The organism is Paenibacillus sp. FSL R5-0473, assembly GCF_038004565.1.
Classification (GTDB): domain Bacteria; phylum Bacillota; class Bacilli; order Paenibacillales; family Paenibacillaceae; genus Paenibacillus; species Paenibacillus amylolyticus.
This window is the reverse complement of record NZ_JBBORL010000001.1, coordinates 4,881,366-4,903,758: the sequence shown is the minus strand read 5'-3', so window position 1 is coordinate 4,903,758 and position 22,393 is coordinate 4,881,366. Positions and strand designations below refer to the sequence as shown.

Sequence of the window (22,393 nt, the reverse complement as noted above, 5' to 3'; positions counted from 1 at the left end):
TGTTTCATTGTTTAATTGGCTCTGGAAATCTATAGTGTATATTAGAGGTGATGTAACCATGAAATCCAAACGTAAATTAATGTACGGACTGCTGCCCATCTTATTTGCAGGTGGAATCGGAATGTATCTATACATGCAGAATAACAATAACAAAGAAGCAGAAGCCAAGCCCCAGACCACCGTGAATCAGTACATAGAGCATCTGCAGAAAAAAGAGTTTGACCAGCTGTATACGTTGATGACGCCTGCTTCGCTACAAGACTCGGGCATGAACAAGGAACAATTTGTCGATAAATACAATGCGATCTATTCGGGCATGGAAGTATCCACCGTCAAGGCGGAGGTTAAGCCTGTGGATGTTGCTGAAACGGCGTCTGATGACGGTAAGACAGCTGCAGAGAATAAAGACGCGGATACGTATGAAGTGGACTATGATCTGCAACTGACAACCTTTTTGGGAGAAGTTAGTGAGACACATACACTGAAACTGGTCCGGCAGGAGCTTGAGGACGGCGACAAAAACTGGCAAATTAACTGGCAGCCTTCACTGATCCTGGATGACATGGTTAAGGGCAGTAAGGTACGAGTGAGGACACTGTTCCCGGATCGTGGAGACATTGTGGATCGTGATGGTTTGCCACTCGCTACCAAGGGCACGATGAATGAATGGGGCATTGTACCTGAGAAACTTGGTGATAACCCGGACCAGATGATTGCCCGAATCGCGAGCCATTATCAGGTTTCGGAAGATGCCATTCATAAGGCGCTTGCGCAGACATGGGTGAAGCCGGAGTATTTTGTCCCGATTGGTTCAACGGAGGAGTTTGACGTACCAGAATCTTTAAGCGGGGTTACGATGCAAAGCAAGGAAATCCGATATTATCCACTCGGCGAGGCGGCTGCGCATCTGATTGGTTACGTGCGCAAAGCCACCAAGGAAGATCTGGATAAGGATACGGAAGGGTATTATCGCGCAGAAGATTGGATCGGCAAAGCGGGTTTGGAGCAGTCCATGGAGAAGCAGCTGCGTGGTGAACGTGGTGGTCTGATCGAAATCACCGATGAATCCGGTAACTCTCGTTCTGAGCTTATTCGCAAGGAAGCTGTAGATGGACAGGATGTTCAGCTGACGATTAGCTCCAAACAACAAAAGAAATTGTATCAGACTTTATCCAGTGGTGGAGACGCCGGTGCAATGGTTCTGATGAATCCGACGGACGGCAACCTGCTGGCGTTAGTCAGTGCGCCTTCCTATAACCCGAACAAAATGGTCACAGGACTTACTCAGGTAGAGTGGGATGCTTATTCGGCGAATGAGAAGCTTCCTTTTATCAACAGAGTCACTACCCGGTATGCACCAGGATCAACTTTCAAAGCGATTACAGCCGCAGCGGGACTGATGGAGAAGGTGACCACAGCGGACAAAACACATGATATCTCTGGCTTGCAATGGCGTAAAGACGATAGTTGGGGCGGTTATTATGTTAAGCGTGTGAAGAGTTTATCCCCGGTTAACATGGTCGATGCACTAGTGTACTCGGACAATATATACTTTGCGATGGAAGCGATCGAGATGGGGAGTGCCAAGTTTATTGATGGAATCCAGAAATTTGGTTTTGGCGATAACTTTGGACTGGATGAATTGTATCTGAAGCCGAGCCAATATGCCAACGAAGCACATCTTGATCTGTCGTCTGAGGTGTTACTCGCTGATACGTCCTACGGGCAAGGGGAGATGTTAATGTCCCCGATTCATCTGGCATCGTCATTTACACCTTTTATTAATGAAGGGAAGCTGGTGAAACCTGTTCTGATCGAGGGAAAAGAAAACACTGAGCCTGAGGTAATTATTACTCCGGAAGCCGCAAATACGGTTAAGGATGCTTTGGGAGAAGTTGTTTCCCGGCAGGGAGGTACGGCCCACACCTTGAATTCAATTCCTGGAGGACTCGCGGGCAAGACGGGAACAGCGGAACTGAAAGCAAAGAAGGGAGAGAAGGGGCAGGAAAACGGATTTTTCGTAGTGTTTGATACCGACTCTCCGACCTTCCTGTTATCCGCTGTAATTGAAGAGGTGAACGGCCGAGGTGGAAGCCACTATGTCGTAGATAAATTAAAGCCTTTTTTGGAAAAGTTGGAGATTACGCAGTAAATCCGATTTAATATATAGCCTCGCAAACATCATAAAAAGACCCGGTAACCATGTTATAGTTCTCACATGTGACCGGGTCTTTTTTATTTCATTTTATTCAATATGGAATCATTTATTTCCGAGCAGTAATCATGAAGCGTGCCGAGTTGGTATGAATGCCCTTCTCATCGTGATTTTCTTTCACAAACTGCTGGAATCGCTCGAAGTCAGTGTCTACCTTTCCGAAATCGGGAATGATGGGTGCATGGGTTAGGAGAAACATCAAATCTTCAGGTGTAGCGTAATGCTCCACCACATTATATTCACGGGCCTGAATGTCATGGAAACCTGCTCTTTGAAGTTCATGCTTGTATCGTTCCATCAATGTGCCAGGTTGAATGCCAAGACTCTGTCCACGGCCAAAAGCTTCTGAAAGGTTGGATTTATCATGTTCGCTGACCTGCTGGGTTAGAAATATCCCACCCTGAGCAAGAACTCTAAATACTTCTGAAGCAGAGAACCTAGAGTGTCTGGAAGATACCACATTAAAGAAGTAATCTGGAAAAGCCAGTTTTTCTGCGTCCATATGAAGAAAGCGTACATTGGAATGACCGTCCGTAGCCTGAAGGTTATGCTGTGCGGTCTCAATCATTCCTTGAGCGAGATCAATTCCCACCAGTAATAAGGCATCTTCCGCAATGGACAGAATAGCTTCTCCACCACCTGTTCCAATATCCAGCAACAGATCGGACGATCGCGTATGGCGAACAACTTCCTCATAGAAGTTCCATCCGATGTTCTCCGAGACAACGTTCATGGAGCTGAAGTTCCAGCCATTCGTCCGGCCTACTCGTTCATAAAAGTCAGCGTAATCTATTTTGTTTTTCATTTTCATATTCCTCCAATGTGAGTTTGTTTGAACAGGACAAGAGAGTTGTGCCCAATCGTTCTAATGTAAATGGTCGAATAGGATCAAATGGACAGACGTATCCCTTGATAGCTGGTACGCGTTTTGACCCAGCCCGACGACTAATTACTTCGAACAATACGGAGCAACATCCGTGTCACCTCACAAGTTGGATTGTCTTCATTATATTCAATTGACAGCGTATACGCGAGGTGTTATTTTGAGGTGGAATGTATTCTATGAGTTCGAGGTGATCGATGGTGGCTATTCGTGCTAAGCAGATTTTTGTCAATTTACCTGTTCAAGATTTGAAGAAATCCGTTGAGTTTTTTACTAAGGTGGGATTTGAGTTTGACGCCAATTTTACGGACGAGTCTGCTACTTGTATGATTATCGGGGATAATATTTATGCCATGCTTCTGGTGGAGGAACGTTTCCAATCCTTCATTTCGAAAAAAATCTCCAATGCCGCCGATACAACCGAAGTCATCGTTGCCCTGTCTGTAGATAGCCGTGAGCAGGTAGATGTGATTGTACAAGCTGCCCTCGATGCAGGAGGGAAGCCATCCAACGAACCACAGGATCACGGATTCATGTATGGATGGAGTTTTCAGGATCTGGATGATCACCTGTGGGAAGTTTCCTATATGGATCTCAGCGCTTTTCCTTCGGAGTAATAAAATGAAAATAACTAGAGCCTTCCTAGATCTATAGGAAGGTTCTTTTGCATCCATTATGACTCGTTTAAACATGAGATCTATAGAACATATGGTGTAATATTCCTTTTTACTATATGATAAATATCGATTCATGTTGGTGTTTTTTAGCAATTGATGCGATAGGCGAACCCCGGGAAAGCGAAGTATACATATGTTCTTAAGTGGAGGGATCAGGGTGTATTGTCATGTATGTGGGACCAAAAACAGTCCGGCGGATAACACGTGCAGAAAGTGTAGAACCAAATTGAAAGAAACAAGCTCTACAGAGGAACAGATCTGGGCAGAAACAGCCATTGACTTGGATAAAGGAACGCAAAAAGCAATTGATTCGTTGTCCCGTCAGCAGCAACCAGCTTCCAAACAGGGAAATACGGGTCAAGGCCTTGCATTTAGCTGGATTATTCCCATACTTCTGGCAGTAGTTGTAGGAGCTTTGCTAACGTATTATTACAAGCAGGAAACAGGTATAAATGCAGAGGTTAAATCACTGCACCAACAGGCGGAACAGGCTGCACTAGAGGGAAAATATAAAGAGGCTCTCCAACTGCTGGACAGCGCTCTAACGAAACGACCGAACTATGATGCACTTATACAGGATCGGCAAATTACGGCGAAGGCGTTCAACTTGATGAATCAGCTGGATGAGGCATCCACAAGTCTGAAGACAGGAAAGCTGTCCGCAGGAGACAAGACCATTCAGGCTGTAGCCAAAGCGTTGATGGAGCGGGAAGAACCTGTTTTTGCCAAAGTGCGTACCGCATTCAACAACAGAAAGGTAACACTGGCCGTATTAAAGTTGAAAAAGGAAATCGACAGTTTGACAACAATTGAGGCACTAGCCGAGAAGTTGGACACCATATCAGACTTGAAAGGCAAGGAAGCTGAGACAGTAGAGAAGCAAATTGTCGACAAGCTCGCAAGCATAAGTTATAAAGAGGCGGAACAGCAAGTAAAGCAAAAGAATTTCACAATTGCGTTACAAACGGTCGACCAGGGATTGTCCTATGCGCCGGAAAATGAAAAACTGACTTCGTATCGTGAACGGGTGCTCAGTGAAAAAAAGGCATTTGAAAAAGCGGAAGCGGATCGGATTCAACTGGCGGAGCAACAGGCTGCAGAAGAAGATCTGATGAATCGAACGGCGGCAGTAAGTGTCGTGAACGTTGATGCGACGCTTGATATGTACGGGGATCTTTATATTAGCGGTTCATTGATCAATAATGCAACTCGTCCGATCTCTTCCATTACAGTGTTGATTGATATTTATAATATAGACGGTATGTATCTGGGCCAAACTTATGCAGATGTGTATCCAAGCTGGCTGGATGTGGGGGAAGAAGGTTTTTTTGAAACCTATTATTATGGTGTGTACGAGGAAGCGGAAATCTCTGTTGTGAATGCAACGTGGTATCTCGAATAGGAGGACAGGTTGGAATGACCAAACGAACATGGAGTATGATCATATCCAGTGCTATTATTATTGGTGCTGGAGCAGGGGGCGTGTTCTGGATACACCAGCATTCAGCAGATCAGTTGCAGGATGGGCCCAGACTGGCAGTTGTTGTCGCGAAGGAAACGGAAAATGCGGCAGCCACGACTGCCTCCAAGCAACCTGTGAAGAAGACACGCAAACAGATTATAGAAGAAAGCCAGAAGAAAGTTGTAACGATCGAGAGTAGCAGCGGATTGGGCTCCGGTTTTCTCTACAATGATCAGGGAGATGTCGTGACCAATGCCCATGTAGTGGAGGGGGCGAATGAAGTAACTATTCGGACCTTGAACCATGAGGAATATAAGGGGACGGTTATTGGTATTGGTGATGAAACAGACGTAGCTGTAGTCAGAGTTCCTGATTTGAAAAAAGTTAAACCGTTAATCATCGCCAAATCCAAAGCTGAGACCGGAGACGAGATTCTGGCATTGGGTAGTCCACTTGGGCTAGAGAACACCGTAACAACCGGAATCATCAGTGGGTTGGGGCGTAGCTTTGAAATAGCGCCTTACATCTATAGTAACCTCTATCAGATCTCGGCACCAATAACCCATGGCAACAGTGGTGGACCACTCATTAGTGCGGAGACTGGTGAAGTGATCGGCATTAATTCGGCGGTCGTGGAACAGGAGGGGGGAATAGGATTCAGTATTCCTATGACTAGTGTGCTCAAGCAGGTTCAGGCATGGTCCAAAAATCCTTCTGGCACAACGTCGGTACGGACGGTTGGAGATACTGACTTGGGTTCAGCCACTAAGACATTGCAAGCAGAAGGAATTGTAACGGACTTTTATACAAGCCTTAATCTGAGTGATTATGTCACGGCCTATGCACTGCTCGGAAGCGAGTGGCAGAGTGCTACAACATATGCCAAGTTCAGAGAAGGATATCTGAATACAAGTGAGGTGACCATCAGTGAGGTATCCTCAGTCAATAAAGGCGATGACGAGATGGAAGTGAAGGCAACGATTACAGCAAATGAACGCAAAGATGGGGAATATATAATATCGCAATATCGGGTCGAGTATCAGTTAGGTTATGAGAATGGTCAACTGAAAATATTGCATGGTAAAGGTAAAAAAGTGAAATGATTGTGGAGGGAGAGTGGGCATGCGTGCCAATTCTCCTTTTTCATTGCTTATATTGGGTGCATCTGTTAAAATACAGAACGAATGTTCAGTATGGATGGGACGGAGTGAAATGGAATGAATATGAATAAAAAACAACTACAGACTGAGCAGACCAAGAAAAAACTTGCGGATGCTTCCAAAGCCCTTTTTGTACAAAAAGGTTATAAAGCAACGTCCATTGAGGATATTGTAGCTGCGACGGGCAGCAGCAAAGGCAATATATATTACCATTTTAAAAGTAAAGAAGGTCTGTTCCTCTATCTAATCGATGAGTGGGATCGGGAGTGGCAAGCGAGTTGGGCGGCCAAAGAACATCTCTATCGTACCTCCACGGAGAAGATTTATGGTTTGGCGGAACAATTAGTTCTGGACGATATGAATCACCCGCTGACAAAGGCGGCTGATGAGTTCTTCACAGGGGAAAAGAAAGAAAACGATATTGAGGAGCGGATCTCCTTAATGTTTGAGCGGCATATTCAATTTAATAAACAAATGATAGACCAAGGCATTGAGAACGGTGAGTTCAAAGCAGACAATGTAGACAATCTTGCACTGATACTGGAAAGTACCATTATTGGTCTTAGTCAGATGTCACGGGGGATGGAACCTGATCAGGCTCTCGCTCTATATCGTCAGGCCGCTAGTGTACTCTTGCACGGGATTGCAAAAGATAAAGCTTAAGCAACATTTTGACAACTACGGAGGATGGAATCATGGCATTACTAACACGGAACAGGGGCGCACTGCTGCTGTTAATGTTTAATATTTTTCTCGTTTTTACGGGTATTGGTCTGGTTGTACCGATCATGCCTGCGTATATGGATCTACTGCATATCACCGGATTCACGGTTGGATTGCTGGTAGCGGCATTTTCCTTCACCCAGTTTCTGTTCTCCCCGCTTGCGGGTCGTTGGTCGGATACATGGGGACGTAAAAAAATTATCGTTGGCGGCATGCTGATCTTTGCCGTATCCGAGTTTATGTTTGGTGCGGTCAATGCACCAGTCTTGCTCTTCGCAGCCCGGATGTTAGGCGGTATTGGTGCGGCGATGATCTTCCCGGCGGTTATGGCTTACACCGCAGATATTACAACAGAGGAAGAACGCGGCAAAGGTATGGGCTTGATTAATGCAGCGATTACAACCGGATTTATCATCGGTCCGGGAATTGGTGGATACATTGCGGACTTTGGCATTCGAATTCCATTCTACGCCGCTGGGGTTGCCGGTTTGCTGGCATCCATCATTACATTGATTATTTTGCCGGAATCTGCACGAAGTACAGGAGAACAAAGTAAACCTATCCCTGGTTTAACGAAGGTCAAAGCTCCGGGTATGGTATCCCAATTGCTGAATTCATACCGTGAACCGTACTTTTTCAGCTTGATTATTGTGTTTGTTATGGCATTTGGTCTGGCGAACTATGAGACGGTATTTTCACTATTTGTGGATCACAAGTTTGGCTTCACGACCAAAGACATTGCATTTATTATTACTTTTGGTTCCATCGCGGGTGCGGTTGTACAAGTATCTCTGATCGGTTGGTTGCTCAACCGGTTTGGTGAAAAGATGGTTATATCGGTCTGTCTGTTATTTGTAGCCGTATTTGTACTGTTGACCTTGTTTGTAAGTACGTACTGGATGATTCTTGTCGTAACGTTTATCGTCTTTCTGGGTATGGACATTTTGCGTCCGGCGATCAGTACACAGATGTCCAAACTGGCACAAGAACAACAAGGCTTTGTGGCCGGACTGAACTCGGCTTATACCAGTTTGGGGAATATCGCAGGTCCGATCGTAGCTGGAGCATTATTCGATGTGAATATTAACTATCCTTATGTGTCGGCAGCTGCCGTTCTGGCGATCTGTTTCCTTTTATCCCTACGGGTACTTAGAGGGGCCAAAGCGGTAAAACAACCGAAGGCTGAAATGTAATTTTATAATTGGAAAAGAAAGCTCCCACATCAATTCATCAAAAACCAAAAAGTCGATTGCACATGAAACTTGTGCAGTCGACTTTTTTAATATCAGGTGTATTAACGAATTTCTCCATTCGTTTCAATCAGTTTTTGATACCAGTGGAAACTCTGTTTGCGGATACGTCTCAATTCCTTGATATCGAATTCCTCACGATCCACATAGATGAATCCATAACGTTTGCTCGACCCTTGATGTGTGCTGACCAGATCAATCGCAGACCAAGGGCAGAAGCCAAATACATCCACGCCGTCCGTAATTGCCAGTTGAATCTGATCGATATGTTTCTTGAAGAACTCAATACGATATGGATCGTTAACCACGTCGCCTTCCTCCAGTTTATCAAAGGCCCCCAGACCGTTTTCCGTAACAATCAATGGCAGATGATAACGGGAGTAAATCTGGCGAAGGGTAGAGCGGAAGCCCACGGGATCAATTTCCCAACCAAACTCCGTTTTTTGCAGATTAGGATTCACAGATCCTCTATATGCGCCCGGTTCACCTACGATTTCATGCTGGTCTCCTGTATGAGAGAAGTCATTGCCATCGTTCAGACTTTCACCAACCGTCTGGGAAGTGTAGTAGTTAAATGCAATAAAGTCAGGGTTTCCTTGAGCCAGGATGTCCATATCTCCGTCTTCAATGATGGGAGTATATCCTTTCTCTTCGAGATAACTCCAGGCAATATGATTATAACGCCCATATACCGCCATATCGAGATAGAGCCAGTTACGAATGGCAGCATAGTTATCAGCAGCGAGTGTGTCTTCTGGTTTGGAGCTCGCCGGGTAAATCACACCGATATTAGGAGCTGGGCCAATTTTGGCTTCAGGCAGCATATCATGACATAGCACCATGGCTTTAGCTTGAGCAACCAGCATATGGTGATTTTGCTGATACAGTGTTTTTTGCGGATCAACAAGTGTTGTATCCAGTGTACCCAGAGAGCCAGGATGCAGGATCAGCATATTTTGTTCGTTGATGGTCAGCCAATATTTAACCCGATCTCCGTAGTTCTCATATAGGGTCTTGGCATATTGTTCAAAAGCATCAATCGTTGCACGGTTGGACCAGCCCCCTTTTTCTTCAAGCGCATAAGGAAGATCGAAATGATACATGGTCACAATGGGTTCAATACCGTATTTAATTAATTCATTAATGAGAGAGTCGTAAAAGGCGAGTCCCTTCGGATTAACCTCACCCGCTCCTTGCGGGTAAATGCGTGTCCATGCGATGGAGAAACGGTAGGCTTTAAAGCCCATTTCGGCGAGCAACGCCACATCTTCTTTGTACATATGATAGTGATCACTGGTTACCTTGAAGTCGGTTACGCCTTCCACATGATTCCCCATGTCGATGACAGAAGGGCCTTTACCATCTTCATTCCAGGCTCCCTCAATCTGATAGGCAGAGGTTGAACCTCCCCAGAAAAAATCTTTAGGAAATGGTTTCAGTTGAGTATGTTTCATAGTTAGCTCCTCCTAAGTTGAATTCATATAATATAAGTTGGGTCAGACAACGAGAGTCAACAGGACATCGTTTTTCTGTACATGTTCTTGATTCGTTTCGAACACATCCACTTCTTGCTGCGTTAGGGTCACAATGACAGGGGTTACGGTTTCGTATCCGGCTTCCTTGATCTTATCGATGTCAAACTGGATCAACAGATCGCCCTGTCTGACGATATCACCTTCCTGAACAACTGGAGAGAAGTGTTTTCCCTTCAGCGCTACTGTGTTGATGCCAATATGAATCAGGATTTCTGTTCCTGCGTTGGTGGTTAATCCAATGGCATGTCCAGTCGGGAAGAGGGAAGTGACAACACCGTCTACCGGAGCGACAACTTCACCAATCTCAGGGACAATCGCCAAACCTTTCCCCATAGCACCAGTCGAAAAAGCCGGGTCATTAATGGTACTCAGTGCTACGGCTTTACCAGTAAGTGGGCTATAGATTTGTTCTTTCTTGATCTCCGTTGTTTTGGTCTCAGGAACGACAGGAAGTTCAGCCGGCGTACTTTCAGCCGATGTGCTGGAGACAGAATCATCTTTCTCGGAAACTGTGTCTTTCTTTTTGCTTTCATAACCAAACATCACCGTTAATACCGCGGCTACCGCAAAGGAGCAGGCAATCGCAATCACGTAGACAACCGTTGGTGTATAGACAGGAATGGCAAATATATTGTGGAACACATAAGCAGTCATTTTAACACCAAAGTGACCATTGATGGCACCGCCGATCGCACCTGCGATGACCACGATAGGAATCACACGTTTATAACGCAAGATCAGACCATATACGATTGGTTCAGTTACTCCTGCAAGCAAACCGGTAAGGCTGGTCGAGCCAGCAAGAGTGCGCAGGGTTTTGTTCTTTTTGGCTTTCAGGAAAATACCGAAGGCTACACCGATTTGTGCAAATACAGCTGCAGCAGCCATGGCTTCAATCGGATCGCCGCCAACCCCGATGTTCTGTATCGTGATTGGAGTGAAGCCCCAGTGGAGTCCGAACACAACCATGAAGGTCATGAAACCACCCAGTACAACCCCTGATAATATACCGCTGACACCAATGAGCCAAGTTACGCCGGAAGAGATCCAGTCACCTACTGTGGTGCCAAATGGTCCAAAGGCCATTGCGGACAGAGGAACCATAATCATCAAAGCAATCATCGGTACAAGGAACAATTGCAGGTCTTTCAAAATGATTTTCTTGAGTAACTTATCGAGAACAGCGTAGATACTAATCGATATGAAGATTGGGAATACGCTGGCTGAATAATTCATCATGACAACCGGTATACCCAGGAATGATACATCGGAGCCCTTATCCATCAGCCCGGTGAAGCTCGGTTCCATCAGAGCGGCACCAATTACACCAGCTACATAAGGATTGGCTTTCAGCTTCATACCCAGTGTGATGCCGAGGAAGATAGGCAAGAAATAAAATACAGCGTTGCCGGCAGCAGATAAAATCAGGTATGTGTCACTTGTATCCGACATCCATCCGAGCATGGTCAGGACAGTCAGCAAAGCTTTTAGCATACCTGATCCTGCCATAGCCGGGATTAACGGTGAGAAACTTCCGGATATAATTTCAAAAACTTTGGATAATAGCGAGTTTTTTTCCCCTGTGGACTCAGCCGATGAGGAGGAATCTCCTCCGAAATCTCGGTTTTTCATGATCTCCGCATATACATGAGCCACGTTACTACCGATGACAACCTGGAACTGGCCGCCGCTTTCTACAACGGTAATAATGCCGTCATGCTTTTCAAGCGTTTCGCGTTCGGCCTTTTTCGAATCTTTCAGGTCGAATCTCAGCCGGGTCGCACAGTGGACAAGACCATTGATATTGGCTTCTCCGCCGACGAGACGAACGATGTCATCCCCCATTTTTTTATGATCCATGTTCATTCTCCTTTGTTGTTAAGATTGCCTGAAAACAAAAAAATACCTAAACGAATGGCTATGATCATCGGAAAGATGACCTGTTGCCAATCATTTAGGTATCGCCTGCTTGAGCAGTAACAATCCTTGTCGTTAAGTTGTGAGACCTACTATATATGACGCCGAAATCGTTTGCAAGCTTTTTTTTATTCTGTGTCGAGTAGCTCGTTACGGGAAGTGACACGTTGAATATGGATCGTCAAATACACCTTTTCATCAATGGACATAGCACTTTCAAACTTGTCTTCAAGGTACTGATTGATCCGCTGTGTGCACTCAAAAGCGTTGCTATATTTGTCCTTCACCTGTTCATACAGAAAGTTGTCTCCTGAAGCAAATTGCTCCTGTTCATTACTCAACATTCTTTGCACAAAATATTGAAGATGGGTAATAAACCGTGAATAATTAAATGAATTTTCGTCCAGAGCGATCTGGTAGTGGTTGGTCACAATGTTGAAGATATCATCAATAACTTCGGTAATTTCAACGGTTTGTTTCATGCCTTGAGCATCTTGACGAGCGTTTACAAAATGCATCGCAATAAAGCTGGCTTCATGTTCATCCATTTGGATGCCGAATTGTTCCTGAATCAGCTCCACAGCGTTCATGCCAATCCCAAACTCCTTCTTGTAAAACTTCTTGATCTGCCACAAAAGGGAATTTTTCAGCCCGACGGATTTACGGTACCGGGTAATGGCAAACTGAATATGATCGATCAATGATATATAGATATTATCACTAAAAATATCGCCCATCTCCTGTTTGGCATGGCCCACAATTTCGTCCGCTAACTTCAAATATTCGACCGACGTTTCCCCAATCAGATCGATTAATTTTTGTGGTATTTTATCCGATTTAAGCACAAAGGTTTTTTCGATTTTATCCTCATCCACAGGCTGTCCATTTTTCTTTTTGAAGCCAAGACCGTTGCCAATGACAACAAATTCGTGACCAACCTGGTTCTCAGCCCGGATGACATTGTTGTTAAAAATCTGACGGATGATCATATATGTGTTTCACCTCAATTGGTCGTAATAATAACAAAAAACCCAAACTAAGGCTTAATAGACAGCCTTGGTTTGGGTATCGCCTGCTTACCAGTAACAATCCCGAAGAAGACGTAGCTTCCTCTTTCAATTATGTCCACTATACCGCTTTCATAACAGAATAACAATACAATGATTTATGGAAATGGACGTAAAGACGTGGATTTTTGGTATAATAAGAATTGCTGGAAGTGAATTAGATGGGCTGGGTTGCATGATAAGTTACCGAGGACGGTCATTTTTAAGCATATACAGGATTATTGGAGTGATAACATGAGCAATGCAAAAGGAAAAGGCGGCACCGGCCGTGGTACGGGTAAAAAAGGATGGAACCGTTGGCAAGCCGCTGCTAACCGGGCGAAAAGTGCACCGAAGCCTTATAAAAGTAAAGGTACAAAGAAGAAGGACGATACCGAAACTTCAAGTGGCAAGCCCGAGTAAGTGTGGCTTGACGATGCCAGAGGAGAGAGCTGCCTGACTAACGGGTGGGTCTCTTTTTGCTTGAAAAGATAAAAAATTAAATTGACAGTAATGTAAATATGGTAATAATATAGAGCTTACGCAAATTAGATGGTAGTGCTACTATATAGAGAAAGGAGCAACAGCATGCCTGTTAATATGGATGAAAATCCACTTGGACTGATACTGTCACGGACGTATCTGGCATACAAAAAAACAACAACCAGAAATCTGAGTGAACAGGATATTACTCCGGAACAATTTGCAGTCTTGAATGAATTGAGCAAGGCTGGAAGCCATATATCACAGAAAAAACTGGCTGAGTTAACAGTGCGGGACCAGACAACGGTAGGCAAAATTATAGACAAGTTGATTCGCAAAGGTCTGGTGACAAGAGAAGAAGATCCACAGGATCGCAGAGCGGTTTTGCTTTGTTTGACGGCGGAAGGACTGGAAATGAATAACGTTCTTACACCAAAGGCAAAACAGCAAGAGCAAGAGGCACTCGCCGAATGTTCCCCTGAAGAGCTTGAAGCATTCATGAATGTGATGAATCGCATCTATGAGAAGATGAAATAAATTTTTTTGACCAAATATGTGCATGTGCATATATATGTAGTGCAATTATTTTAATTTTAACTAATGGGAGTCGTGAACGAATGAGAAGCTTCAAAGATTTTCTTAAAGTGCCACAGACAAAAATAGGATTGGTTTTTGCATTGATTGTTCCGCTGTTATTTGTTGTGATCTGGATGACGGGTTATCATCAAGCCACGGAGAGAGTGGATCAACTTCAAGTTGCTCTGGTGAACGAAGACGGGACACAGGGAAAAGAGGTGCAGAAGCAGATTGAAACGCTCGCGCCTTTCCATGTCAATGTACTGGGTTCTGCCGAGGAAGCTGAGCAACAGATGAATGCAGGTAACTATGCGATGGTTATTGTTATTCCGGAAGGATTCACTGACCAGATTGCAGGAGGCACAGAGGCGAGCTTACCCTTTTATATCAATCAGGGAAATGCCGATGTAGCCAAATCCATTGTGGAACATGCTGCGACCGGAATGACTGCACAAATGGGTCAAGGGATTCTGGAATCCAAGGTTCAAGTGACACTCAATAACGATAGTATAAATAGCGATGAACTGAGTGCAACTATTGGACAAGCGATGGCGAAGATGAATGAAGGGCCTGTGAAGGCTGAAATTAATAAAACGAACAGCGTGAGTGATTTTGCAACATCGATGCTGCCCATGATTCTGGGTTTTATCACCTATATTGCTTCGATGACTATGAATATTCAGTTTAATATTACGTCGAATATCATGAAGCGTACCCATTCCAAATGGGAAATCTTCTGGGGACGGCAATTGCTGTTATTGTGTATAGCTTTGATTGTTCCCCTAATTGTGGATACAGTAGCTCTTCAGTTCACAGATGTTGCGAGCTCCTTCGGCGCTTTGTATCTGTATCATGTGCTGGTGAGTCTGGCTTGTATCTGTTTTACACAAATGAGTTTTGCCCTGTTTGGCAATGCAGGTCCTCTATTTAATGTAGCGATGATTCCGCTCCAGTTGATGACAGCAGGAAATATAATTCCAGCCGAGATGCTGGCGCCATTCTACCGTTATATCGGAAACTTTCTGCCCGCTTCCAATGGGGTACAGGGATTTATGCGTTTGATCTATAGTGGAGAAGCAGTTGGGGGATACATGGTTCATCTTCTGTTAATCTCGATTATTACGTGGGGAATTACTTTGCTGCGAGTTGGCATGCAAAAAGCAGGTAATGGACAAATGATGATGACGCCTCCAGCATCAGCACAGGCACAACATTAAGAGTTTCCTTCTATATATAATGTAATAACACACAAGAAAGTGGTTCACGTATAGTTATATGCGTGCATCACTTTTTTTGTTTATCTTCTATAATACTTCTACTTATACTCGTGGTAACTTACAGTGCCCCCCAGTAATTTTGCATGACCTTGATAAAAGGACAACCTAAATTGAGCATATTAATGAAGCTAAAATATATGAGAGGAGATGTAGGCTGATAAGTTTAAAAACAATTAGACATGTATTACGATGTATGAATGGAAAGAATGTCATTTAAGCTATAATAAACTTTACACTGGGATAGAGGAGAGCAACACAGTAAAGGTAGTTGATTTGTAGTAAATGAATTTTATTAAATTAAGTATTGTAATTAATATCTATACGTGATATATTATTAATCCGGCCAAGAAAACACTGTTTACACGGTGCGGCAAGCGAATGAAATAAGCTTCGAAAGAAACTTAAAAAAAGAGCTTGCAAAGTTGGTTCGGACATGATATTATATAAGAGTTGCTGAAGAGAACAACATTCGGTAACGAAACAAGTTTGATCTTTGAAAACTGAACAACGAGTGAGTAAACATTCTGCTTGCAGAATGAACGCGAAAGTTTGAAACAAGCCTTGGCTTGAATCGACTGGAGCACAATTGAGATTTTTAATCTCGTCAGATTCAAAATGAGCTTATCGCTCTTTTCAATACTTTATTGGAGAGTTTGATCCTGGCTCAGGACGAACGCTGGCGGCATGCCTAATACATGCAAGTCGAGCGGACTTGAAGAGAAGCTTGCTTCTCTGATGGTTAGCGGCGGACGGGTGAGTAACACGTAGGCAACCTGCCCTCAAGTTTGGGACAACTACCGGAAACGGTAGCTAATACCGAATAATTGTTTTCTTCGCCTGAAGGAAACTGGAAAGACGGAGCAATCTGTCACTTGGGGATGGGCCTGCGGCGCATTAGCTAGTTGGTGAGGTAACGGCTCACCAAGGCGACGATGCGTAGCCGACCTGAGAGGGTGATCGGCCACACTGGGACTGAGACACGGCCCAGACTCCTACGGGAGGCAGCAGTAGGGAATCTTCCGCAATGGGCGAAAGCCTGACGGAGCAATGCCGCGTGAGTGATGAAGGTTTTCGGATCGTAAAGCTCTGTTGCCAGGGAAGAACGCTTGGGAGAGTAACTGCTCTCAAGGTGACGGTACCTGAGAAGAAAGCCCCGGCTAACTACGTGCCAGCAGCCGCGGTAATACGTAGGGGGCAAGCGTTGTCCGGAATTATTGGGCGTAAAGCGCGCGCAGGCGGTCATTTAAGTCTGGTGTTTAATCCCGGGGCTCAACCCCGGATCGCACTGGAAACTGGGTGACTTGAGTGCAGAAGAGGAGAGTGGAATTCCACGTGTAGCGGTGAAATGCGTAGATATGTGGAGGAACACCAGTGGCGAAGGCGACTCTCTGGGCTGTAACTGACGCTGAGGCGCGAAAGCGTGGGGAGCAAACAGGATTAGATACCCTGGTAGTCCACGCCGTAAACGATGAGTGCTAGGTGTTAGGGGTTTCGATACCCTTGGTGCCGAAGTTAACACATTAAGCACTCCGCCTGGGGAGTACGGTCGCAAGACTGAAACTCAAAGGAATTGACGGGGACCCGCACAAGCAGTGGAGTATGTGGTTTAATTCGAAGCAACGCGAAGAACCTTACCAGGTCTTGACATCCCTCTGATCGATGCAGAGATGTATCTTTCCTTCGGGACAGAGGAGACAGGTGGTGCATGGTTGTCGTCAGCTCGTGTCGTGAGATGTTGGGTTAAGTCCCGCAACGAGCGCAACCCTTATATTTAGTTGCCAGCACTTCGGGTGGGCACTCTAGATAGACTGCCGGTGACAAACCGGAGGAAGGTGGGGATGACGTCAAATCATCATGCCCCTTATGACCTGGGCTACACACGTACTACAATGGCCGGTACAACGGGCTGCGAAATCGCGAGATGGAGCCAATCCCAACAAAGCCGGTCTCAGTTCGGATTGCAGGCTGCAACTCGCCTGCATGAAGTCGGAATTGCTAGTAATCGCGGATCAGCATGCCGCGGTGAATACGTTCCCGGGTCTTGTACACACCGCCCGTCACACCACGAGAGTTTATAACACCCGAAGTCGGTGGGGTAACCGCAAGGAGCCAGCCGCCGAAGGTGGGATAGATGATTGGGGTGAAGTCGTAACAAGGTAGCCGTATCGGAAGGTGCGGCTGGATCACCTCCTTTCTATGGAGAATCGTTTCCTGCAACGGAAACATTCAAATATGCAGCTTAGCTGCAAAACACTCACTCGTTGCTCAGTTTTGAGAGCTCAAACTCTCAAACAGCTTGCTTTTGCATGGAGCTTGTTCTTTGAAAACTAGATATCGAAACGAAACAAACGCGAATTAGAACATTCCTTTTTAGCTGAACTTGTGCAAACAAGTTTCAATAAAAACGGTAGTCAAATTGCTTTTGTGATGGTATCGGGTGAGAGCGACTTTTGGCTTTGCGCAAGCAAAACAAGGGAAGCGAGCGACCGAAACCGGAACAAAATGGTTAAGCTACTAAGAGCACACGGAGGATGCCTAGGCGCTAGGAGCCGATGAAGGACGTGGCGAACAACGAAACTGCCTCGGGGAGCTGTAAGCAAGCTTTGATCCGGGGGTGTCCGAATGGGGAAACCCAGCTGGGGTAATTTCCAGTTACTCACAACTGAATACATAGGTTGTGTAGAGGCATACCAGGGGAACTGAAACATCTAAGTACCCTGAGGAAGAGAAAACAATAGTGATTCCGTCAGTAGCGGCGAGCGAACGCGGAGAAGCCCAAACCAGAGAGCTTGCTCTTTGGGGTTGTGGGACGTCTCACATGGAGTTACAAAGGAACCGGTTAAGCGAAGAGGTCTGGAAAGGCCCGCCAAAGAAGGTAAAAGCCCTGTAGTTGAAAGTTGGTTCCCTCCGAGACGGATCCCGAGTAGTGCGGGGCACGTGAAACCCCGTATGAATCCGGCAGGACCATCTGCCAAGGCTAAATACTTCCTAGCGACCGATAGTGAAGCAGTACCGTGAGGGAAAGGTGAAAAGCACCCCGGAAGGGGAGTGAAATAGAACCTGAAACCGTGTGCTTACAAAAAGTCAGAGCCCGTTTTAGGGGTGATGGCGTGCCTTTTGTAGAATGAACCGGCGAGTTACGTTCCCGTGCAAGGTTAAGGTGAAGAGCCGGAGCCGCAGCGAAAGCGAGTCTGAATAGGGCGATGTAGTACGTGGACGTAGACCCGAAACCGGGTGATCTACCCCTGTCCAGGGTGAAGGTGCGGTAACACGCACTGGAGGCCCGAACCCACGCATGTTGAAAAATGCGGGGATGAGGTGGGGGTAGCGGAGAAATTCCAATCGAACTCGGAGATAGCTGGTTCTCCCCGAAATAGCTTTAGGGCTAGCCTCGGAAAACAGAGTCGTGGAGGTAGAGCACTGATTGGGTGCGGGGCCCGCAAGGGTTACCAAGCTCAGTCAAACTCCGAATGCCATAGACTTACTTCCGGGAGTCAGACAGTGAGTGCTAAGATCCATTGTCAAAAGGGAAACAGCCCAGACCATCAGCTAAGGTCCCCAAGTGTGTGTTAAGTGGGAAAGGATGTGGAGTTGCACAGACAACCAGGATGTTGGCTTAGAAGCAGCCACCATTGAAAGAGTGCGTAATAGCTCACTGGTCGAGTGACTCTGCGCCGAAAATGTAACGGGGCTAAACACACCACCGAAGCTATGGCTTGATGCTTTGCATCAGGGGTAGGGGAGCGTTGTATAAGGGTTGAAGGTGTACCGTAAGGAGCGCTGGACATTATACAAGTGAGAATGCCGGTATGAGTAACGAAAAGATCAGTGAGAATCTGATCCGCCGAAAGCCTAAGGGTTCCTGAGGAAGGCTCGTCCGCTCAGGGTAAGTCGGGACCTAAGGCGAGGCCGAAAGGCGTAGTCGAAGGACAACAGGTCGAAATTCCTGTACCACCGTAAGCCGTTATGAGCAATGGGGGGACGCAGTAGGGTAGTGACGCGGACTGATGGATGTCCGTCTAAGCAGTGAGGCTGATGTGTAGGCAAATCCGCACATTGTAAGGCTGAGCTGTGATGGGGAGCGAAAATTATAGTAGCGAAGGTCATGATCTCACACTGCCAAGAAAAGCCTCTAGCCAGGTGATGGTGCCCGTACCGCAAACCGACACAGGTAGGCGAGAAGAGTATTCTAAGGCGCGCGGAAGAACTCTCGTTAAGGAACTCGGCAAAATGACCCCGTAACTTCGGGAGAAGGGGTGCCCCGGTAGTGTGAATAGCACGAGGGGGCCGCAGTGAAAAGGCCCAAGCGACTGTTTAGCAAAAACACAGGTCTGTGCGAAGCCGTAAGGCGAAGTATACGGGCTGACGCCTGCCCGGTGCTGGAAGGTTAAGGGGAGTGGTTAGGAGCAATCCGAAGCTGTGAACCGAAGCCCCAGTAAACGGCGGCCGTAACTATAACGGTCCTAAGGTAGCGAAATTCCTTGTCAGGTAAATTCTGACCCGCACGAATGGCGTAACGACTTGGGCGCTGTCTCAACGAGAGATCCGGTGAAATTTTAATACCTGTGAAGATGCAGGTTACCCGCGACAAGACGGAAAGACCCCATGGAGCTTTACTGCAGCTTGATATTGAATTTGGGTACGATCTGTACAGGATAGGTGGGAGCCTTTGAAGCAGGAGCGCAAGCTTCTGTGGAGGCAACGTTGGGATACCACCCTGATCGTATCTAGGTTCTAACCTGGTACCGTAATCCGGTGCGGGGACAGTGTCAGGTGGGCAGTTTGACTGGGGCGGTCGCCTCCTAAAGAGTAACGGAGGCGCCCAAAGGTTCCCTCAGAATGGTTGGAAATCATTCGAAGAGTGCAAAGGCATAAGGGAGCTTGACTGCGAGACCTACAAGTCGAGCAGGGACGAAAGTCGGGCTTAGTGATCCGGTGGTACCGCATGGAAGGGCCATCGCTCAACGGATAAAAGCTACCCTGGGGATAACAGGCTTATCTCCCCCAAGAGTCCACATCGACGGGGAGGTTTGGCACCTCGATGTCGGCTCATCGCATCCTGGGGCTGAAGTAGGTCCCAAGGGTTGGGCTGTTCGCCCATTAAAGCGGTACGCGAGCTGGGTTCAGAACGTCGTGAGACAGTTCGGTCCCTATCTGTCGTGGGCGTAGGAAATTTGAGAGGAGCTGTCCTTAGTACGAGAGGACCGGGATGGACGTACCGCTGGTGTACCAGTTGTTCCGCCAGGAGCACCGCTGGGTAGCTATGTACGGACGGGATAAACGCTGAAAGCATCTAAGCGTGAAGCCCCCCTCAAGATGAGATTTCCCAGTATGTAAGACCCCTTGAAGACGACGAGGTAGATAGGCTGGGGGTGGAAGTGCAGCAATGCATGGAGCTGACCAGTACTAATCGGTCGAGGGCTTATCCAATAGCAAGTTGTAATTCGCGTGTTTCGTTTCGAATCTAGTTTTCAGAGAACGATCTCTGAAATGTAAGCTACGCGTTTGGTGGCGATGGCGGAGGGGTTCCACACGTACCCATCCCGAACACGACCGTTAAGCCCTCTAGCGCCGATGGTACTTGGACCGCAGGGTCCTGGGAGAGTAGGACGCCGCCAAGCAATCTAAAGACACACTTGATGATATCGAGTGTGTCTTTTTTATTTTAATGTAATTCAATAGTTGTGATTTGACTTGTTATATACATAAAATACTGGCGTTCCAATCCTTAAAGCTGTGATACAATAGGTGAGGTCTATATAGAAAACGGAAACACGCATAAGTACGAGGAGGAACAGTGAACACGATGAAATCAGCCCCGTTTATTGCCGTGGAAGGTCCGATCGGAGCGGGGAAAACAACGCTGGCAACGATGCTTTCCCATGAATTGAATCTTCCGTTAGTTAAAGAAATCGTAGAAGAGAATCCATTTCTGGCTTCCTTTTATCAGGATATCGACGAGTGGAGTTTCCAATTGGAAATGTTTTTTCTGTGTAATCGGTTTAAACAACTGGAAGACACGGGCGTTCATTATGTAGAGCAGAATACCCCAGTCATTTCAGACTATCATATCTATAAAAATATGATTTTTGCCGATCGTACCTTAAAGGGAACGAAACGGGATAAATATCGTCAAATCTATCATCTGTTAACAGATGATCTGCCAAAGCCCAACCTGGTGCTCTATATTGAAGCTGAACTCGATACGTTGATGTACCGCATTAACAAGCGTGGACGCTCATTTGAGCAGGATATGGACCCGGCATATATGGAACAACTGATCGCCGATTACAAAACAGGCATGGACTATCTGGCAAATAGCTCAAATCCGCCAGTAATCATTAAGGTCAATGCAGAGCAACTCGACTTTGTGGAACATCCTGAACACTTCAGGCAAATTGTTAATCAGGTAAAGGAGTATATCATATGAATAACTATGGCATTCCAACGAATGCATTAATTACGGTAGCAGGTACGGTTGGAGTGGGTAAATCCACGTTAACGGCTGCGCTTGCACAGCGTTTGAATTTCAAGACTTCTCTGGAACAAGTTGATCATAATCCATATTTGGAGAAGTTCTATCATGACTTTGAGCGTTGGAGCTTCCATCTGCAGATTTATTTCCTGGCAGAGCGATTCAAGGAACAGAAAAAGATTTTTGAACTGGGTGGCGGATTCGTACAGGATCGTTCTATCTATGAAGATACGGGCATTTTTGCACAAATGCATGCAGATCAAGGAACCATGTCTGCTACAGATTTCGAGACATACAGCAGTTTATTTGAAGCGATGGTAATGACACCGTATTTCCCACATCCAGACGTGCTGATCTATCTGGAAGGCAGTCTGCCTTCGATTTTAAACCGTATTACGGAACGCGGACGCGAGATGGAGATTCAGACGGACCGTTCGTACTGGGAACACATGCACGAGCGCTATTCCGTGTGGATTGATCAGTTTACAGCTTGCCCTGTGTTGCGTCTGAACATTGATGAGTATGATGTGCATGATCCGGCATCGGTGGATGCCATTTTGGCACAGATTGCAGCTGTCATTCAGCCTTCCAAGGAAGTGCAAAGGTAAGATAGAGAGAGCTTTTCAATGTAGTTTTCTCGGTTACATTGGTTATATCTATGATACAGATATGGACAACATCCCTTCTACGGCTATTTATGCTGTTGGAGGGGTG

15 protein-coding genes and 3 rRNA genes are annotated in these 22,393 nt (G+C 46.0%); 14 read left to right on the top strand and 4 right to left on the bottom strand.

The window, feature by feature from the left end; all coding sequences use genetic code 11:
• Positions 1–58 precede the first annotated feature (58 nt).
• Positions 59–2,152, top strand: coding sequence for a penicillin-binding protein PBP4(5) (gene pbp4 / locus MKY28_RS21525; protein ID WP_340936950.1), 2,094 nt, complete (start codon positions 59–61; stop codon positions 2,150–2,152).
• Positions 2,153–2,264: 112 nt separating this feature from the next.
• On the opposite strand, the gene MKY28_RS21520 is transcribed toward pbp4, so the two are convergent.
• Positions 2,265–3,020, bottom strand: a complete 756-nt coding sequence (locus tag MKY28_RS21520; protein ID WP_340019282.1) for a class I SAM-dependent methyltransferase — start codon at positions 3,018–3,020, stop codon at positions 2,265–2,267.
• Positions 3,021–3,298: 278 nt separating this feature from the next.
• Here MKY28_RS21520 and MKY28_RS21515 point away from each other — a divergent pair, with 278 nt between their 5' ends.
• The 5 genes from MKY28_RS21515 (at position 3,299) to MKY28_RS21495 (ending at position 8,313) form a co-directional block, all read left to right on the top strand.
• Positions 3,299–3,715, top strand: coding sequence for a VOC family protein (locus MKY28_RS21515; RefSeq protein WP_036606080.1), 417 nt, complete (start codon positions 3,299–3,301; stop codon positions 3,713–3,715).
• A 286-nt stretch (positions 3,716–4,001) separates the two neighbouring features.
• A complete protein-coding gene (locus MKY28_RS21510; RefSeq protein ID WP_340019283.1) occupies positions 4,002–5,177 on the top strand; it encodes an FxLYD domain-containing protein in 1,176 nt (391 codons plus the stop codon).
• Positions 5,178–5,191: 14 nt separating this feature from the next.
• On the top strand, positions 5,192–6,340 hold the full coding sequence (locus tag MKY28_RS21505) for a trypsin-like peptidase domain-containing protein (RefSeq protein ID WP_340019284.1): 1,149 nt from the start codon (positions 5,192–5,194) through the stop codon (positions 6,338–6,340).
• 120 nt (positions 6,341–6,460) lie between these two features.
• Positions 6,461–7,060 (top strand): TetR/AcrR family transcriptional regulator, encoded by a 600-nt coding sequence (locus MKY28_RS21500; protein ID WP_340020443.1) that lies wholly within the window; start codon positions 6,461–6,463, stop codon positions 7,058–7,060.
• Positions 7,061–7,092: 32 nt separating this feature from the next.
• On the top strand, positions 7,093–8,313 hold the full coding sequence (locus MKY28_RS21495) for an MFS transporter (RefSeq protein ID WP_036605966.1): 1,221 nt from the start codon (positions 7,093–7,095) through the stop codon (positions 8,311–8,313).
• 101 nt (positions 8,314–8,414) lie between these two features.
• Here MKY28_RS21495 and MKY28_RS21490 read toward each other — a convergent pair whose 3' ends face one another.
• The 3 genes from MKY28_RS21490 to licT all read right to left on the bottom strand — a co-directional run bounded on the left by MKY28_RS21490 (position 8,415) and on the right by licT (position 12,811).
• Complete coding sequence (locus tag MKY28_RS21490) at positions 8,415–9,824, bottom strand: glycoside hydrolase family 1 protein (protein WP_340019285.1); 1,410 nt, start codon at positions 9,822–9,824, stop codon at positions 8,415–8,417.
• Positions 9,825–9,866: 42 nt separating this feature from the next.
• Positions 9,867–11,765 carry a beta-glucoside-specific PTS transporter subunit IIABC gene (locus MKY28_RS21485; RefSeq protein WP_340019286.1) on the bottom strand — a complete coding sequence of 633 codons (1,899 nt, stop codon included), beginning with the start codon at positions 11,763–11,765 and terminating at the stop codon, positions 9,867–9,869.
• 185 nt (positions 11,766–11,950) lie between these two features.
• Positions 11,951–12,811 carry a BglG family transcription antiterminator LicT gene (gene licT, locus MKY28_RS21480; protein WP_340019287.1) on the bottom strand — a complete coding sequence of 287 codons (861 nt, stop codon included), beginning with the start codon at positions 12,809–12,811 and terminating at the stop codon, positions 11,951–11,953.
• Positions 12,812–13,123: 312 nt separating this feature from the next.
• On the opposite strand from licT, the gene MKY28_RS21475 reads away from it, so the two are divergent.
• The 8 genes from MKY28_RS21475 to MKY28_RS21440 all read left to right on the top strand — a co-directional run bounded on the left by MKY28_RS21475 (position 13,124) and on the right by MKY28_RS21440 (position 22,287).
• Positions 13,124–13,291, top strand: a complete 168-nt coding sequence (locus MKY28_RS21475; RefSeq protein ID WP_074093608.1) for a DUF3934 family protein — start codon at positions 13,124–13,126, stop codon at positions 13,289–13,291.
• A gap of 165 nt (positions 13,292–13,456) precedes the next feature.
• A complete protein-coding gene (locus MKY28_RS21470; protein WP_036605963.1) occupies positions 13,457–13,888 on the top strand; it encodes a MarR family winged helix-turn-helix transcriptional regulator in 432 nt (143 codons plus the stop codon).
• An 80-nt stretch (positions 13,889–13,968) separates the two neighbouring features.
• Positions 13,969–15,144 (top strand): YhgE/Pip domain-containing protein, encoded by a 1,176-nt coding sequence (locus MKY28_RS21465; protein ID WP_340936946.1) that lies wholly within the window; start codon positions 13,969–13,971, stop codon positions 15,142–15,144.
• A 701-nt stretch (positions 15,145–15,845) separates the two neighbouring features.
• Positions 15,846–17,398: ribosomal RNA gene (locus MKY28_RS21460) — 16S ribosomal RNA — on the top strand.
• A 310-nt stretch (positions 17,399–17,708) separates the two neighbouring features.
• Positions 17,709–20,634 (top strand): 23S ribosomal RNA (locus MKY28_RS21455).
• Positions 20,635–20,708: 74 nt separating this feature from the next.
• A 5S ribosomal RNA gene (gene rrf / locus MKY28_RS21450) occupies positions 20,709–20,825 on the top strand.
• The 16S, 23S and 5S rRNA genes sit together here, the layout of an rRNA operon.
• A gap of 185 nt (positions 20,826–21,010) precedes the next feature.
• A complete protein-coding gene (locus MKY28_RS21445) occupies positions 21,011–21,634 on the top strand; it encodes a deoxynucleoside kinase (RefSeq protein ID WP_076253494.1) in 624 nt (207 codons plus the stop codon).
• Positions 21,631–22,287 (top strand): deoxynucleoside kinase, encoded by a 657-nt coding sequence (locus MKY28_RS21440; RefSeq protein WP_036672670.1) that lies wholly within the window; start codon positions 21,631–21,633, stop codon positions 22,285–22,287. The genes MKY28_RS21445 and MKY28_RS21440 overlap by 4 nt, the downstream gene beginning before the upstream one ends.
• Positions 22,288–22,393: the final 106 nt, after the last annotated feature.

Coding starts and splice junctions, on each gene's coding strand:
- pbp4 (WP_340936950.1), top strand. CDS start 59: ATGAAATCCAAACGTAAATTAATGTACGGACTGCTGCCCATCTTATTT.
- MKY28_RS21520 (WP_340019282.1), bottom strand. CDS start 3,020: ATGAAAAACAAAATAGATTACGCTGACTTTTATGAACGAGTAGGCCGG.
- MKY28_RS21505 (WP_340019284.1), top strand. CDS start 5,192: ATGACCAAACGAACATGGAGTATGATCATATCCAGTGCTATTATTATT.
- MKY28_RS21500 (WP_340020443.1), top strand. CDS start 6,461: ATGAATAAAAAACAACTACAGACTGAGCAGACCAAGAAAAAACTTGCG.
- MKY28_RS21495 (WP_036605966.1), top strand. CDS start 7,093: ATGGCATTACTAACACGGAACAGGGGCGCACTGCTGCTGTTAATGTTT.
- MKY28_RS21490 (WP_340019285.1), bottom strand. CDS start 9,824: ATGAAACATACTCAACTGAAACCATTTCCTAAAGATTTTTTCTGGGGA.
- MKY28_RS21485 (WP_340019286.1), bottom strand. CDS start 11,765: ATGGATCATAAAAAAATGGGGGATGACATCGTTCGTCTCGTCGGCGGA.
- licT (WP_340019287.1), bottom strand. CDS start 12,811: ATGATCATCCGTCAGATTTTTAACAACAATGTCATCCGGGCTGAGAAC.
- MKY28_RS21475 (WP_074093608.1), top strand. CDS start 13,124: ATGAGCAATGCAAAAGGAAAAGGCGGCACCGGCCGTGGTACGGGTAAA.
- MKY28_RS21470 (WP_036605963.1), top strand. CDS start 13,457: ATGCCTGTTAATATGGATGAAAATCCACTTGGACTGATACTGTCACGG.
- MKY28_RS21465 (WP_340936946.1), top strand. CDS start 13,969: ATGAGAAGCTTCAAAGATTTTCTTAAAGTGCCACAGACAAAAATAGGA.
- MKY28_RS21445 (WP_076253494.1), top strand. CDS start 21,011: ATGAAATCAGCCCCGTTTATTGCCGTGGAAGGTCCGATCGGAGCGGGG.
- MKY28_RS21440 (WP_036672670.1), top strand. CDS start 21,631: ATGAATAACTATGGCATTCCAACGAATGCATTAATTACGGTAGCAGGT.